Origin of the sequence: Stratiformator vulcanicus (assembly GCF_007744515.1) — a bacterium.
Classification (GTDB): Bacteria; Planctomycetota; Planctomycetia; order Planctomycetales; family Planctomycetaceae; genus Stratiformator; species Stratiformator vulcanicus.
Map to the genome: position 1 here is coordinate 3,910,623 of NZ_CP036268.1, position 14,433 is coordinate 3,925,055.

Consider the following 14,433-nt stretch of genomic DNA (forward strand, 5'->3'; position numbering starts at 1 on the left):
TGAGCGATTTGAAGTGACTGGTCCTGATGCTGCCACAGACGGTACCGGCTTAGAATTTTCCGAGCGGTCGACCGTCATTTCTTGCCGTCAAACGCTGATACACACCCATCGCGGCCTCAAAGTTGGCGCCGCTGTCCCAAGTTGCGGGGTTGGTGGGATCGTTACTGCTTTGGTTATCGTAAATGGTGCCAAGAGAGAACCCGGACACTGTCCCATGCGCCGATTCCAAACTCCTCAGCGAATCGTCGATGTTTTCATTGAGAAAATGGACCGAGCCATCGGCGATGAGAAAATGTGCTCCGCCGGGATGCACGCTTCTCCAACCCATCTTGCTTCCCCGGTACCCATTCGCGGGCGCGTACCAGAATTCGATCACGTTGAGACCATGGACGCTCCCCCCCAATACCTCGGGGGCATCAATGTTTCCAAGATCGGTGTAGGTCAATCCGTTTTGGCTGCGGTACGAAGCAGACCCGTACCATCTTGATCCCCCTGACGTTCGGAAGTCCGTTTCGCCGACGGCAATGGTGCTCGATAAACCATCCGTAAAATCTCGAATTTTGATCACGTCGTTGAACATGAACATCCCGCACCATCGCGCGTCCGACTTCTTCGCACCGAATTGGCGGTCCGGTTTCGGGAAGTTGTAGTCGCCTCCGAAACCGATACCAAAGTTCCCGCGGTAGGTGGCCACGGCTTCGTTTCCGGCCGTCGTCTTCTTGGGAGCTTGCGTCGACGGGCAAATTACGGTTCGGATCACCGTATCGGTCAGATCGGAGTTGTTCGGATGACGGGGCGACACATCGAAATCCAATTGAACCGCCAGAGCCTCCTGCTCGAGATAGGGCAGGAGGCCGGCACCCCAAGCCCAACCGACCGCGCCGCCCGAACCGACACCGTTCTGGTTGTAGTGCGTTCCCTGGCCCTCAGTAATGTATCCGATCGGGAAGGAGCCGTAGACATCGTGGTAGTTGTGAAGTGCGAGACCGATTTGCTTCAAATTATTCTTGCACTGCGAGCGCCTTGCGGCTTCCCGTGCCTGCTGGACCGCGGGCAAAAGCAGGGCTATGAGGATCGCGATAATCGCGATGACGACCAACAACTCGATCAGCGTGAAACCGCGATGTTCGCGGCTCGTGCCTGAATGACAGAGCATCTTCGGTCTCCGAGTGATATGACTGACGGTCACAGACGACCGCGGATCGAATGATCCAAAATGAATGCCCAAGCCTGCGCCGATAGAATTAGCACACGCCGAGACTAAGTAGAAATACTCGTGAAACGCGGCAGAAAGCCCCGTCGTAATGTGTGACTGGCTCTACATTTCATTGTTTAGACGGGTCAGCACATCAGTATAATCTTATGAAACTGGCTTTCTCATCAATTTTTTACAAATTGGCAAGATTCGGTGATTCCCCCGGAGAGGTGTGAACGCACCATCACATCACTTCTCGAAATTTAAGTGAAATACCCTAAACCCTCTCGGCGAGACAGTGTAACTTGGCCAGTGTAGACCTCTCGGCCCAGCCAGAGATAGTACATTGATGCGAGCCGTGCACATCGACGCCACCGCGTCCAGCAATCCGCGAACGACGTACGCCTTGGCGTTTGCCACCGGCCATCCGGTTAATCCACTTCTGTGATCCTCAAACCAGCTTCGACAGCAGCAATGTCGCCAGCCCCAGTACGAAGAAGAAGCCGCACATGTCGGTGACGGTGGTGAGGATCGGGCCGGAGGCGACGGCGGGGTCGACGTCGAATCGCTTGAGGATGAGCGGGACGAGGCCACCGATGCTGACGGCGACAACGGTGTTTAGAAACAGGGCTGAGCCGACCACCAGTCCCAGGAAGACATTCCCCTTCCATAAATAAGCTACGATTCCGATTAAGAGTCCGAGGGCGGAGCCGTTAATTAAGCCGACGGCGAGTTCTTTCCCCCACACCCACATTAATTCGGCCGGGCGGACGAGGCCGAGCGCGAGTTCGCGGCCGCTCACCGCGACCGCCTGATTCCCACTGCAGCCGCTCATGTCCGAGATGATCGGCAAGAAGACCGCCAACGCGATCACCGAGGCCAGCGTGTCCTGATAGAGCGCAATCACACTCGCCGCGATGATATTTAAGAAAATATTGACGCTCAGCCAGGCGAGACGCCGCGATGACCGCCGAAACAGCGGCATCGAACGGACTTCTTCTTTAATCAGCCCCTGCGTATTTAAGTAAGCGAGGTCCTTGCGTTCGCCAAGACGTTCTTCGACCGCAGAGGCCCGCACGACCCCGAGCATCCGGCCGGCCCCATCGACGGCGGGAACGCCGATGAAGTTATGCTCGTCGAAAAACGTTTCCAGCTCTTCCAGCGTCATGTCGTCACGTACGGCGAGCGGATTCCGGATCATCAGATCGAGAACCGGTTTCGCTCGCCGCGACAGCAGCAGATCGCGCAGGCGGAGGACCCCCGTCAGTCGCTCGTCCGCGTCGACGATGAAGGCGTACTGCACGTCATAATCGCGATAGCGGTCGGCGTTCTCCCGCATATCGTCGATGACGTCCTGCACCGTCGAAGACTCGTCGTAGCGGACGAGTTCGGTGATCATCAAACCGCCGGCGACGTCATCTGAGTACTGGGCCAGCTCGCGGGCCGACTCGGCTTCCTCAGGATCCATCTCCTCAAGAATTGCCTCGGCGTCGTCCTTCTCCAGCTCATTAATGACGTCGGCCCGGGTATCGCTGGGCAACGCCTCCAGCAGGTCGGCGGCGAACTCGGGCGGCAGCCCGGCCACGACATCAACCGTCTGCTCCCACGGCAGCCGTTCGACGAACTCCGCCGCATCATCGATGTCGAGGCCGCCAAGCACCTCGGCCTGCTGGTCTTCCGGCAGACGGGAAAATTCGAGCCGGGCGTCTTCGGGCAGCGGCTCGGCCACAACGGCGGCGGGCTCTTCGGTCGAAGGATCGAGAGGCACGTCAGAGTGATCGTAAGACATAAAGGCGATTCGGTCGGAGGTCGGTGATCGCCAAAGTCTACCGAATCACCTCACAATGCCGAATCAGCGCGCCGAATCATTATCGCGAGAAATCGTTGTCCGGCGGGAAAGGATTCGAGCGTCGCGGCCGGGACTTCAATGCCAGCTCGAATTTCAGTTCGGCCAAGTCGCTCCTGAGGACGGCAATATGGTCTTCGATTTCGATGTCGGCGAACTCTTCTTCGAGGCTTTCAGAGCGGAGCTCTCTTTGGGTCGTCTGGAGTTGTTCTTCGTAGGCCCGCGCCTGAGCCTCCATGGCCTGAACGTTTAATTCCGCCTGATTCGCCAACATTTCGATCCTGTCGATTTTGCTTGGCTCACTCCATCCACTGAAATCTGACGGACGGTCGGGTTCACGTGCGTTCGACTCGTTCTCTCTTGCCGCCGCAAGGTTCTTCCTTACGCGGATCAGTTCTTCCTCAGCTTTTCGCTGCGTTCGAAGTGATTTCTCGACGTCTTTTCGAACGCGGTTCAGCTGACTCTCTCTACCCTCGTTCGCGAGTCGCCGTAGCTCCGCTCGGATTTCCTTCCGCCGCTCCGCCAGTTCAATCCGGTGCTGCAGTAGTTCACGGCGTTGCTTGAGACGAGCGAGGTAGAGCTTCTCAGACGAATCGATCTCAGTCCGTTCTTCACCCGCGACGGAATCGTCGGCCAGGAGTGGTTCGGGCGGTACGACGCAAAACCCGACCATGAGCACCGCAATCAAGCCGCTGCGAACAGAATGCGAGCGCAGTATTGGGACGACAGGCATCGCCGGAATCCTCTGGTGAAGGGAAGGGGACGTACTTTGCCGAGAACCGGCACCGTCCCACGCTACCCGATCTCTGAACGGATGCCAAGGTTGAGCCTCGAATAATTGAGCTCATGGCACGCAAGCGAGGTGACGTGAACGTCGCTTGTCGCGATTCCTTTGAGCCGATCACCCACGCCGTCTACACTCCGCAAACCAAATTGTTTCCCGCGCAGGATGCCGACCGATGCCCAAAGCTCCCAAGAATGCTCTCCCCGTCACGCGGGAGCAGAACTATCCAGAGTGGTACCAGCAGGTGATCAAAGCCGCCGACATGGCGGAGGCATCGCCGGTGCGGGGGTGCATGGTCATCAAGCCGTGGGGCTATGGGCTGTGGGAGAACATCCAGAAGGCCCTCGACGCCAAGTTCAAAGCGACGGGGCACGTCAACGCGTACTTCCCACTGTTCATCCCGATGAGCTTTCTGGAAAAGGAAGCCGAGCACGTCGAGGGCTTCGCCAAGGAATGCGCGGTCGTCACACATCACCGATTGGAGCCGAAGCCGGACGGCAGCGGCGTAGGAGTCGGGAGGGGCGTCGGGGAAGTCGTCCGGCATGCCGCAGGTCTTCAAGGGGCACTAGTGGTCAGCGTGATCTTACCGGGTCGCGACGTTCGTCCAAATGACGAGACATCGCGCATAAGAAAGCCCACGGATCGCAATCCGTGGGCCTCGACCCGCCGCGTCAGCTAATAGTCACCGGAACGTGTTAAGCGTCAAAAAGTGCACTCAAGGTTCCGGGTCGAATTCGGTGGTGCACCTCTCAGTCTTCGTCTTCCAACTCAATTAAGTCCAATCGCAACTCGGCGACGTGCGCGTCGCGTTCCGCCGCGATCAACTCGACTTCGAGCTCGCTCGCACTTCGCTCCTGTTCCCGCTCGACGAGTTCCATCCGGGCCTCGATCAATTCGGATTCCCGCTCAACGACCTCCGATTCGGACGCGGCACCGCGTTCGTGAAGTGACCGCGCCCGCCCGAGTTTTTCCTGCTGTAATTGGACGCGTTGCTCCAACAGTTCGAGTGTGCTCCCCGCAAACTCGCGTCGCAGCCGAAGCAGCTCAATTCGAATCTCTGCTTCGCGCTCGGCAGCATCGATCCGACGTTCGAGGAGTTCGAGTCTTTCTTCGATCCGCTCGTCCTCGAACTCATCCTCAAACTCGTCACGCTCTCCGTATTCCGACTCAAGCTCTCGTTCGCGTTCGTCTATCTCTTCTCGCTCTGAGTACTCCAACTCGCGTTCCTGTTCCCGATCGTCTTCTTCCTCTCGCTCTCCGTATTGCGACTCAAGTTCTCGTTCGCGGTCGTCTATTTCTTCTTGCTCTGCGAATTCCAATTCACGTTCTTGCTCGCGATCGTCCGCCTCGAGTCGCCCCTGTGGTCCAAGCAGGACGCCGGTGCCCAAAAGGGCGACCGCGGCCATCGAGGCGAAAGAAACGATTCCGAATCGACCGACTATCATGGCATTCTCTCCGTGAAATTTGGCGACGAGTTTTGTTCGGTCACATCAGCACATCGTACCACGACTTGTGCGGAATGCCTTCACTTTTCTGACCCCTCCGCCCAATTCGTCGCCTGTTCGATGAACCGCCGAGGGCCTTGTCCGAGGTCGCCGTTGTGAGCCGATTCTGATCCGCCTAGACTCTGCGATCTAGTCGCTGAAAACGGATCACCCCGACGGACCGACCGATGCCCAAAGCTCCCAAGAATGCTCTCCCCGTCACGCGGGAGCAGAACTATCCCGAGTGGTACCAGCAGGTGATAAAGGCCGCCGACATGGCGGAGGCATCGCCGGTGCGGGGGTGCATGGTCATCAAGCCGTGGGGCTATGGGCTGTGGGAGAACATCCAGAAGGCCCTCGACGCCAAGTTCAAAGCGACGGGGCACGTCAACGCGTACTTCCCGCTGTTCATCCCCATGAGCTTTCTGGAGAAGGAAGCCGAGCACGTCGAGGGCTTCGCCAAAGAGTGCGCGGTCGTCACGCACCACCGGTTGGAGCCCAAGCCCGACGGCAGCGGTCTGCGGCCGGCTGGGGAATTGGAAGAACCGCTTATCGTGCGGCCGACGAGCGAGACGATCATCGGCTCGATGTATGCCAAGTGGGTGCAGTCGTACCGCGACCTGCCGATCCTGATCAACCAGTGGGCCAACGTCGTGCGCTGGGAGATGCGGACCCGGCTGTTCCTCCGCACGGCGGAATTCCTGTGGCAGGAGGGGCATACCGCTCATGCGACCGAAGCGGAGGCCCTCGAAGAGACGCGAAAGATGCTCGACGTGTACGCCGACTTCGCCGAGAACTGGATGGCAATGCCGGTCATCAAGGGGGAGAAGACTGCCGATGAGCGGTTTCCCGGGGCCGTCAGCACGTTGTGCATTGAAGCCATGATGCAGGACCGCAAAGCGCTGCAGGCGGGAACGAGTCACTACCTCGGGCAGAATTTCTCCAAGGCGCAGGAAATCGAATTCCAGAATGCCGAGGGCGAGCAGGAATATGCCTACACGACGAGTTGGGGCGTCTCGACGCGGCTGATCGGCGGGCTGATCATGACCCACGCCGACGATGACGGCATGGTACTGCCGCCGAAGTTGGCGCCGTCGCAAGTCGTGATCCTTCCGATCTATCGCAGCGATGAGGAACGGGCAGAGGTACTCGACTATGTGAAGTCATTGGCCGAAGAGTTGCGACAACAGCGTTACGGCGATGAACCCATCCGGGTCGAAATCGACGATCGCGATCTCCGCGGTGGCGAAAAGAAGTGGCAGTGGGTGAAGAAGGGTGTGCCGATTCGCTTAGAAATCGGGCCGAAGGACATCGCGAAGAACGCGGTCTTTCGCGGCATCCGCGACACCGGCGAGACGGCGGGGGTCAGTCGTGACGAATGTGTCGCCACGATCCACGGTACGCTCGATGCCATCCAATCACGCATGTTCGCCAAGGCACTCGCCTTCCAAGAACAAAATACGAAAACGATGACCGACCTCGACGAATTTAAGTCCTTCTTCAAAGGAGACGACGATTCTTCGACGGTCGGCGGCTTTGTCATCGCCCACTTCATCGAAGGCTGCCCGGTGATGGAAAAGATATTAAAAGATTTAAAGGTCACACCGCGTTGCGTCCCGCTCGACTTCGAAGACGAACCAGGCCAATGCCTCTTCAGCGGCGAGCCGACGAACAAGCGGGCGATCTTCGCGAAAGCGTATTGATTGGGAAGACGGAAGATGGAATTCAGAAGACAGAATTCAGAAGACAGAAGACAGAAGTTGGAAGTTAACAATTAAGATTTAGAAGCCGAGACTTCGGCGTCAATTAAAAACGACTGGGTCTTCCGTTTCTCGATGAATCGCTATAACTATTTTGTTTACCGACTTCTAACTTCTAACTTCTGTCTTCTAACTTCCGACACCCCCCACCCACCAATCACCTCTAACCTCTCACCCCTCATGTACCAATCACTTGAATCGAAAACGATGGGCGACGTCGATGTCGTCTATCACAACGGGCTATATCACCTGTTTCATCTGGTGCTGCCGAACCACGATTTTATCGCGCACGCCGTCAGTCCCGATGGGCTCAACTGGAAGCGAATTCAGAACGCGATCTTTATCGGGCATCCCGGCAGTTGGGATGATCACATGCTGTGGACGATGCACGTGACCCGCGACCCTTGGGACAAAGATAGCTGGCGGATGTTTTATACGGGGCTCTCTTCCAGCGAAGAGGGCAACGTGCAGCGGGTCGGAATCGCCCGCAGTCGCGATCTCGTCCATTGGAAAAAGCTGCCTTCGCATTGGATTCCCGAGGTACAGGGCTGCGGCGATGAAGATGCCGCGGAGGCCCCGGCGATGATTCAAGGCGGCGTCGATCAGGACAGCCCGATCCCAATTTCAGCGCAGTCGCCGCATTATGAATCAACGCTCGAAGAAGGCCGCCGATGGGTGAGCTTTCGCGACCCCTACTTCGTTCAGGAAGGCGATACCGGGCACCTTGTCGTAGCCGCGCGCGTTCCTCACGGCCCGGTGATTCGCCGGGGTTGTGTCGCGCATTATGTCGAGGTCGCAAAGGACACGTTCGAGCCCCGACCACCATTGCACCATCCCGGCGTTTATGACGATGTCGAGGTTCCAAATATTTTTAAGCTCGGCAAATTCTTTTACCTCGTCGGCAGTATTCGCGAAGACGCCAAGGTCCGCTACTGGTATTCGGAATCACCTACCGGCCCGTGGAAGAACTTTTATGACAACGTTCTTTTGCCCGGCGGCAACTACGCCGCCCGCATCAGCTTCGATAACGACGGTCCGATGGTCTGGAATTTTTTCGCGAACGACGAGACCCGAAAAAAAGCGAACTTAATGCCGCCGCCGAAACGCATTCGACAGGCAAAAGACGTACAATTAAGAATCGAACCATTCGAAGGATTTAATACCCGAGTCGAAGAAGTCGCATCTGCGAAAGAGGTCTGCTCCATCCATCGAATGACGAAAGACAAGAACGCCTCTGCGGATATTGATGACGACGGCAAGGGAATGTCGCTGCAATCGACCTCCGGTTTCGAGGCGTTCTTTATCGATGGCGAACTGGAGTCGTTCCGGCTCACCGCCGACCTCACCCTCGACGGCGACGGCAAGTGCGGGTTCCTGTTCCGCTTCGATCAGGAATCGTCGAGCGGGTATCACCTCTCGCTCGACTTGTTAAAGGGCGTCGCTCAACTGCGTCGCTGGGGAGTGAATCCCGGCGGATTAACAGAACATGCCTTCCGCTTCTTTACGATTCAAGCAAGCTACTGGCGCACCTTCGAGAACAAGTCGTGCTCTGTGATCTTAACTGTGATGCAGAATTACATCGAGTTCTGCATCGACGGCAAAGTGCTGCTCAGTTGTGCCGATCGTCTTTATGACAGCGGCTCACTCGGCATCTATGTCGAGTCAGCTTGCCTGCGGGTCGACAATATCAAGCTCGAAAGAATCATCCCCCCCTCAGCGCCGACTGACAATCTGGCTGCAACGTAGTTCGACGACATGGCGAGCCGGAAGCGTAAGCGCCCGGAGAATCGTCGCTTGCCACTGTGTCGTGATCTCCGGGCGCTGACGCTTCCGGCTCGCCGTTACTCAAGTGAAACGCCCTCGCTCTGAGCACCAGACGACCAGTGGATTGGGCTGCTTATAGAGCACGTAATTGATCGCATCCTGAACGGCTTTCGCGTCGTTCAGTTTTCGCTTTGAACCTTTCGTCGTCCACCACGTGTCCGACTGAGGGCGTTCATAGTTGGCGTTGAGCTTGCGACTGGCATACGCCTTGAAGTCGGAGAGCAACTTCTTCGGATCAGGATCGTTCTCGACCTGTACGACGAGATGAAAATGATTCGGCATGATTGAGGCGGCGAGAAGTGACCATGCTCTGTAAGCGGCCGTTTCCTGAAATTGGGCAAGAATCAACTCGGCCTTTTCACCATCGAGCAGGATCGGCGGGCCTTTTAAGTTGTCCATTGCTGAGCGGTATAGCCCGGGAAGGTCACGATCATAAGGCCTCAGAGGCTGATCGTGCTCGCGACGTGAAATCGAAGGCGACTCCCCCGGACGACGATCACGGACACTGGTGACAAAGCCGCGCCGGTCGCCGGGGAGCCATGTGCCGTACGTTGTGTTGGTCAGGAGCCAGTGGCGCATGGGGATCTCTATATTTTATCTCCGGGCGCTGACGCTTCCGGCTCGCCATTCGCATAGAAATTTCCAAGCGAGCCGGAAGCGTCAGCGCCCGGAGCTTAAATCTTCCCCTTTTCAATTTCCTCGACGACTTTCGCCAGTACGGTGGGGTCGTCGCTGGCGACGACGTGATCGATGCGGCTTTGCGGGACTTTGAGCCGTTCCATCACCCCGGTCGCCGTCTCCCACGACTTCGCCCGTTTCTTACCGGTCGCCAGATAGAGCGTCGTCACCAACTCGGCCAGCTTTTGCTTATCGATATCTTCGCGGTTGTCGTAGTATCGCTGAATGACCTTCTTTTGGTGCTTAGAGTATTCGCGATCGGCCATGATTTTTTCTCGGGTAGTTGCTTCTTTTCGCGGGAATATACGAGCGGAATCCCTTGCTTGCGCTGCGGGCTTGTGATTATCTCCCCAGCATTAATAGTCGCGGGGGTTGATACGGCCTTGCACGCGGCTGGGGAGGCCGACGATTCTTAAGAAACCTTCCGCATCGGTTTGATCATACGAGCCGCCACCTTCCATGCTGGCAATCTCTTCATCGTAGAGGCTGAGCGGGCTGCTGCGGCTGGAGGCGAGGATGTTGCCTTTGTAAAGGTTGACGGTCACTTCACCCGTCACCGGTTTTTGGGCCTCTTCGATGAAGGCGAGCAGGGCGTCGAACTTAGCCGTGTACCACAGGCCATAATAGACCATCTCGGCGACTTCCGGCGCGATGCGATCGCGCAGGTGGGCGAGGTCGCGATCGACGGTGAGCTGTTCCAAGAGGCGGTGCGTTTCATAAAGGACCGTCATGCCCGGGGCTTCATAAACGCCGCGACTCTTCATCCCGACGAAGCGGTTCTCGATAATGTCGATCCGCCCGACGCCGTTGCGACCGGCCCGTTCATTAAGAACTTGGACAATCTCAAAAGCTGAGAGCTTCTCGCCATCGACCGAGACCGGCACGCCCGACTCGAAGCCGACGGTGATCTGCTCCGGCTGATCGGGCGCCTCCTGCGGCGAGACGGTCATGCCGAAGTCGACGACCTCGTAACCGTCGACGGTCAGCTCTTCGAGTTTGCCGGCTTCGTAGCTGATGTGAAGGCAATTTTCATCAGAGCTATAGGGCTTCGCGATCGAGGCCTTGACGGGGATGCCTTTTTGTTCGCAGTAGTCGATCATCTCCGTCCGGCCGGGGAACTTCTCTCGGAAGGCTGGAATTCGCCACGGGGCGATGATTTTGACGGCGGGGTCGAGGGCCTCGGCCGCGAGTTGGAAGCGACATTGATCGTTGCCCTTGCCGGTCGCTCCGTGAGCATAGGCTTCGGCTCCGACTTCGCGGGCGACCTGCAGGCAGACCTTAGAGATCAGCGGCCGGGCGATCGAGGTGCCGAGCAGATAGATGCCCTCGTACCGCGCCTGCCACTGCAGCACGGGGAAGGCGAAGTCGCGGCACAGTTCCTCCTGCACGTCGACGAGGCGGGCCGACTTCGCGCCGCAGTCGTGAGCCTTCTGCATGATCGCCTCGCGATCTTCACAGGGCTGACCGACGTCGACGTAGACGCAATGGACGTCATAGCCCTCATCCTGGAGCCAACCGAGAATGACGGACGTATCGAGGCCGCCCGAATAGGCGAGAACGCAACTGGGCATCGTAATTTTCCTTCAGAGGCAGCAATCAAAGAGCGGGCAGTATATCACGATGAGTTCGGACTTCACTTGAATCGACCGAATCGTTTGGACAGGATTGTCGTCGATCGATGGGAGGCCTCCCCCGACGCACGAGTGAGGCAATGCCGGAGTGGTTCACCAGAGAGTTCGCACGTGCCAGAGTTCATATTCCGGGGGGTGAACCCCGACGGTCGACAGGTCAAAGCCAAGGCAAAAGCGTCGTCGCGGCAGTCACTCAAAGAAAAACTTGAATCCAAGGGCTGGACTCAGGTAGCCATCAAAGCGAACGAGACGGTCCCGTCGCCGCCAAAACCTCGTCCGAAGCCCGTTGCGGAAGATGACCCGTTCGGCGATTTTAGTTCCGACGACCTCTACGGCGGCCCCGCCGATGTCGCCGAACCGCCTTCCAGGCAGCGGCGCAGTAAAAATCAGCGCAGTGAGGAGGGACGCCCTAAGAAGAGAAAGAAAAAGCGAAAATCGTCGGGAGAATATGCGTCGTGGGGAGCCCGGTTCATCGCCTATTTTATTGACCTGTTCCTGATCTACATTCTGATTTTCGTCGTCTTTTTCGGACTCGGCATGATTGCCGGAATGCTGGGCGACGACGAGAACGCCGTCGATTCATTGATCGGAGTCATCGCAGGCTTCGGCCCCATTGTTATGGCGTGGCTCTACTTCGCGGTGCAGCAAGCCTCGGAGGTTCGGGCCACATTAGGCAAGCGGTGCCTCGGCATTCAGGTCGTGAACTCCGCGGGCGGGACGATCACCTTCGGACAGGCGACGGGCCGATTCTTCGGCAGAATTCTGTCGGGATTCTTTATGATCGGCTATCTCATGCCGCTGTGGGACGCCGACAGCCAGTCGCTGCATGACAAACTCGCGAGCACTTACGTTGTCGATAGCTGACGTGCGATGGTGAGGGCGAACTCGGCTGCCTATACTCCAGGAGCTTGCCGAACGCTGCCCTCCGCCAAATCGATTTAGCCCGCCGTCCGCCTTTGTCCTGGCACCTGCTTTACCCGCTGCTTAGCAGTGTGCTGTACGTCTTCGCGACGCTGTTTATCAAGCGGAGTGGCGATCTCGGCGTCGGCGTCATTCGGGCGACGGTCGTCACCAATGTTGTCACCGGCGTGCTGGCGCTCTCTTTGATTCCGCTGGGAGGGACGATTCCCAGCCTGCTGGCCTTGTATCAGCCGCTGACGGTCGCAGCGCTGTTCGTCCTTGGGCAGGTTTTGATCTTCTGGTCGCTGCAAATCGGAGACGTTTCGGTCGCAACGCCGGCGTTGGGGGCCAAGCCGGTTCTTGTGGCCCTCTTGGCGGCGTTCGTGTTCGGTCGCGAAGTCGGCTGGCAGATCTGGCTCGCGGCGGTGCTCAGCGTAGTCGCCATTTCTCTGCTTTATGCGGTCGGGCGCGTGCCCAAGCGACGCATCCCCGAAACGCTGCTGCTTTCACTCGGCGCGGCGGGGGCCTATGCGATGGCCGATGTGCTGCTGCAGCAGTGGGCCCCGGCGTGGGATGGAGCCGGCCGCATTACGCCGATCCTGTTCGGCTTCGTCGCGCTATTGTCGCTTCCGGCCCTGCCGTGGATGAAGCCGGTCAAGAAAGATGAATTCGCAGATTATCGCCCCTGGTTGATCGCCGGCGCGATGTTCTTCGGGGTGCAGGCGATGCCGCTCACGTACGCGCTGGCGACGTTCGACGATGCGTCAGCGATCAACGTCGTTTACAGCGCCCGCGGGCTGTGGAGCGTCGTCTTCGTGTGGATGCTCGGGCATCACTTCTTCAACGATGAACGCGGCCTGGGCATGGCGGTCCTGCAGTCGCGTCTTGCCGGGGCCGTGCTGATGACGGTCGCAGTGGTCCTGGCGCTGTTTCGCTGAGTAAACTCCGTGAGAAAGCGGCCGCACAGCTCGAGCTTCTTCAGTTGGCAAAACACGACATGACCGATCTTCCGAAGTCCGTCGGCATTTTAATGTTCGCAGCGGTTTGCCTGGCAGGCACGCTCGCATCGGCAAGTGAACCATTTCTCCGGCAGCAAAAGCTGTTTAAGGAACAGCAAGGGGGCTACTACGCCTACCGCATCCCGTCGTTGCTCGTGACGCGGTCGGGTGTCGTGCTCGCTTTTTGCGAAGGCAGAAAGATTGGTCGCAGTGACGCCGGTGATATCGACCTGTTGCTGAGACGATCGGAAGACAACGGCCGCACGTGGTCACGACCCGAAATCGTCTTCGAAGAAGGCGGAGATTTGCCGATCACGATCGGAAACCCGTGCCCCGTCGTCGATCAATCGACCGGAATCATTTGGCTTCCGTTCTGTCGCAATAACGAACGGGTCATGCTCACGCACAGCACCGACGACGGACAAACATGGGCAAAGCCACGCGACCTCGGAAGCGAGGTCCTACAAGAAGACTGGAAGTGGGTCGCGACCGGACCCGGCGTTGGGATTCAACTCGCTGCCAGTCCTCACGCCGGTCGAATGCTCATTCCCTGCGACCATCGGGACCGTGTGCGGGTGCCCGATGACACCCGCACACGAAGTTTCAGCCATGCCATGATCTCCGACGATCACGGCGAGACGTGGCGGTTGGGCGGGGTGACTGAAAGTGGTCCGAATGAATGCCAAGCCGTCGAACTGAACGATAGCCGAGTCCTGCTGAGTGCGCGGATGGCTCAAAAGCGGACGGGTTATCGCGGCATCAGCTATTCGAAAGACGGCGGCGACTCGTGGTCAAAAATTGAATATGACCGTGAACTACCCGACCCGGTCTGCCAAGCGTCGATCATTAGAATCTCGCCGCTCGATACCGATGGCGACGCCACCGACGAGGTCGAATTGCTGTTCTCAAACCCCGCCGTAGTGCCGCCGACCGGTCGATTACATCTGCCGTCACGAAAACTCATGACGGTCAGATTATCGCGAGACAGCGGGGAGACTTGGACGGAATCGCGTGTCCTCCATCGCGGCCCGGCGGGTTACTCGTGTTTAGCCGAGCTGCAGGACGGTTCGATCGGTTGCCTCTACGAAAACGGCGACAAGCATTACCGCCAACGGCTGACCTTCGCTCGTTTCAACCGCGATTGGCTGACCGAGTCGGAAGACTCTGTCGAGTAATGGGCATCACTTACTCAGGCGAATGAACGCGAGCAGCGGCAAAGCCAGCAGCGACACACCGCACATCGTGGCTATGCCGATTGGGGGGGCAACATCGTCTGCCGGCGAGCGGAGGAAATCGAAATGTGAGTTCCGCCCACTCGCGTCCAATTGGGATG

At 58.1% G+C, this 14,433-nt stretch carries 12 protein-coding genes and 1 pseudogene; 6 read left to right on the forward strand and 7 right to left on the reverse strand.

The features are described from left to right. Nucleotides 1-49: 49 nt before the first annotated feature. The 3 genes from Pan189_RS15540 to Pan189_RS15550 all read right to left on the reverse strand — a co-directional run bounded on the left by Pan189_RS15540 (nucleotide 50) and on the right by Pan189_RS15550 (nucleotide 3,774). On the reverse strand, nucleotides 50-1,156 hold the full coding sequence (locus Pan189_RS15540; protein WP_145364882.1) for a DUF1559 domain-containing protein: 1,107 nt from the start codon (nucleotides 1,154-1,156) through the stop codon (nucleotides 50-52). Between the two features lie 490 nt (nucleotides 1,157-1,646). Further along, on the reverse strand, nucleotides 1,647-2,984 hold the full coding sequence (gene mgtE, locus Pan189_RS15545; protein WP_145364883.1) for a magnesium transporter: 1,338 nt from the start codon (nucleotides 2,982-2,984) through the stop codon (nucleotides 1,647-1,649). Between the two features lie 79 nt (nucleotides 2,985-3,063). Next, on the reverse strand, nucleotides 3,064-3,774 hold the full coding sequence (locus tag Pan189_RS15550) for a hypothetical protein (RefSeq protein ID WP_145364884.1): 711 nt from the start codon (nucleotides 3,772-3,774) through the stop codon (nucleotides 3,064-3,066). A gap of 226 nt (nucleotides 3,775-4,000) precedes the next feature. Here Pan189_RS15550 and Pan189_RS21725 point away from each other — a divergent pair. Continuing rightward, a pseudogene (locus Pan189_RS21725) lies at nucleotides 4,001-4,324 on the forward strand (proline--tRNA ligase); the annotation flags it as partial. A gap of 250 nt (nucleotides 4,325-4,574) precedes the next feature. Here Pan189_RS21725 and Pan189_RS15560 read toward each other — a convergent pair. Continuing rightward, the gene (locus tag Pan189_RS15560) at nucleotides 4,575-5,270 is read right to left on the reverse strand and encodes a TolC family protein (protein WP_145364885.1); all 696 of its coding nucleotides are present in this window, start codon (nucleotides 5,268-5,270) and stop codon (nucleotides 4,575-4,577) included. Between the two features lie 227 nt (nucleotides 5,271-5,497). Between Pan189_RS15560 and proS the strand changes: the two genes are divergently transcribed. Further along, the gene (gene proS / locus Pan189_RS15565) at nucleotides 5,498-7,012 is read left to right on the forward strand and encodes a proline--tRNA ligase (protein ID WP_145364886.1); all 1,515 of its coding nucleotides are present in this window, start codon (nucleotides 5,498-5,500) and stop codon (nucleotides 7,010-7,012) included. Nucleotides 7,013-7,276: 264 nt separating this feature from the next. Beyond that, nucleotides 7,277-8,815 carry a glycoside hydrolase family protein gene (locus Pan189_RS15570; protein ID WP_310820580.1) on the forward strand — a complete coding sequence of 513 codons (1,539 nt, stop codon included), beginning with the start codon at nucleotides 7,277-7,279 and terminating at the stop codon, nucleotides 8,813-8,815. Between the two features lie 99 nt (nucleotides 8,816-8,914). Here Pan189_RS15570 and Pan189_RS15575 read toward each other — a convergent pair whose 3' ends face one another. The 3 genes from Pan189_RS15575 to Pan189_RS15585 form a co-directional block, all read right to left on the reverse strand. Next, on the reverse strand, nucleotides 8,915-9,472 hold the full coding sequence (locus tag Pan189_RS15575; protein ID WP_145364888.1) for a transposase: 558 nt from the start codon (nucleotides 9,470-9,472) through the stop codon (nucleotides 8,915-8,917). A 95-nt stretch (nucleotides 9,473-9,567) separates the two neighbouring features. After that, complete coding sequence (locus Pan189_RS15580; protein WP_145364889.1) at nucleotides 9,568-9,837, reverse strand: hypothetical protein; 270 nt, start codon at nucleotides 9,835-9,837, stop codon at nucleotides 9,568-9,570. 90 nt (nucleotides 9,838-9,927) lie between these two features. Next, nucleotides 9,928-11,142 (reverse strand): argininosuccinate synthase, encoded by a 1,215-nt coding sequence (locus Pan189_RS15585; protein WP_145364890.1) that lies wholly within the window; start codon nucleotides 11,140-11,142, stop codon nucleotides 9,928-9,930. Between the two features lie 171 nt (nucleotides 11,143-11,313). On the opposite strand from Pan189_RS15585, the gene Pan189_RS15590 reads away from it, so the two are divergent. The 3 genes from Pan189_RS15590 (at nucleotide 11,314) to Pan189_RS15600 (ending at nucleotide 14,275) form a co-directional block, all read left to right on the forward strand. Further along, nucleotides 11,314-12,066, forward strand: coding sequence for an RDD family protein (locus Pan189_RS15590; protein WP_310820582.1), 753 nt, complete (start codon nucleotides 11,314-11,316; stop codon nucleotides 12,064-12,066). 92 nt (nucleotides 12,067-12,158) lie between these two features. Continuing rightward, nucleotides 12,159-13,040, forward strand: coding sequence for a DMT family transporter (locus tag Pan189_RS15595; RefSeq protein ID WP_310820584.1), 882 nt, complete (start codon nucleotides 12,159-12,161; stop codon nucleotides 13,038-13,040). 59 nt (nucleotides 13,041-13,099) lie between these two features. Next, nucleotides 13,100-14,275: a sialidase family protein gene (locus Pan189_RS15600; RefSeq protein ID WP_145364893.1), complete on the forward strand. Its 1,176-nt coding sequence runs from the start codon at nucleotides 13,100-13,102 to the stop codon at nucleotides 14,273-14,275. Nucleotides 14,276-14,433 lie beyond the last annotated feature (158 nt).

Excerpts from the sequence above, each read along its gene's own strand:
- Pan189_RS15550 (WP_145364884.1), bottom strand. The coding sequence starts at position 3,774 with ATGCCTGTCGTCCCAATACTGCGCTCGCATTCTGTTCGCAGCGGCTTG.
- Pan189_RS15540 (WP_145364882.1), bottom strand. The coding sequence starts at position 1,156 with ATGCTCTGTCATTCAGGCACGAGCCGCGAACATCGCGGTTTCACGCTG.
- Pan189_RS15570 (WP_310820580.1), top strand. The coding sequence starts at position 7,277 with ATGGGCGACGTCGATGTCGTCTATCACAACGGGCTATATCACCTGTTT.
- Pan189_RS15580 (WP_145364889.1), bottom strand. The coding sequence starts at position 9,837 with ATGGCCGATCGCGAATACTCTAAGCACCAAAAGAAGGTCATTCAGCGA.
- Pan189_RS15560 (WP_145364885.1), bottom strand. The coding sequence starts at position 5,270 with ATGATAGTCGGTCGATTCGGAATCGTTTCTTTCGCCTCGATGGCCGCG.
- Pan189_RS15585 (WP_145364890.1), bottom strand. The coding sequence starts at position 11,142 with ATGCCCAGTTGCGTTCTCGCCTATTCGGGCGGCCTCGATACGTCCGTC.
- Pan189_RS15600 (WP_145364893.1), top strand. The coding sequence starts at position 13,100 with ATGACCGATCTTCCGAAGTCCGTCGGCATTTTAATGTTCGCAGCGGTT.
- Pan189_RS15575 (WP_145364888.1), bottom strand. The coding sequence starts at position 9,472 with ATGCGCCACTGGCTCCTGACCAACACAACGTACGGCACATGGCTCCCC.
- proS (WP_145364886.1), top strand. The coding sequence starts at position 5,498 with ATGCCCAAAGCTCCCAAGAATGCTCTCCCCGTCACGCGGGAGCAGAAC.
- mgtE (WP_145364883.1), bottom strand. The coding sequence starts at position 2,984 with ATGTCTTACGATCACTCTGACGTGCCTCTCGATCCTTCGACCGAAGAG.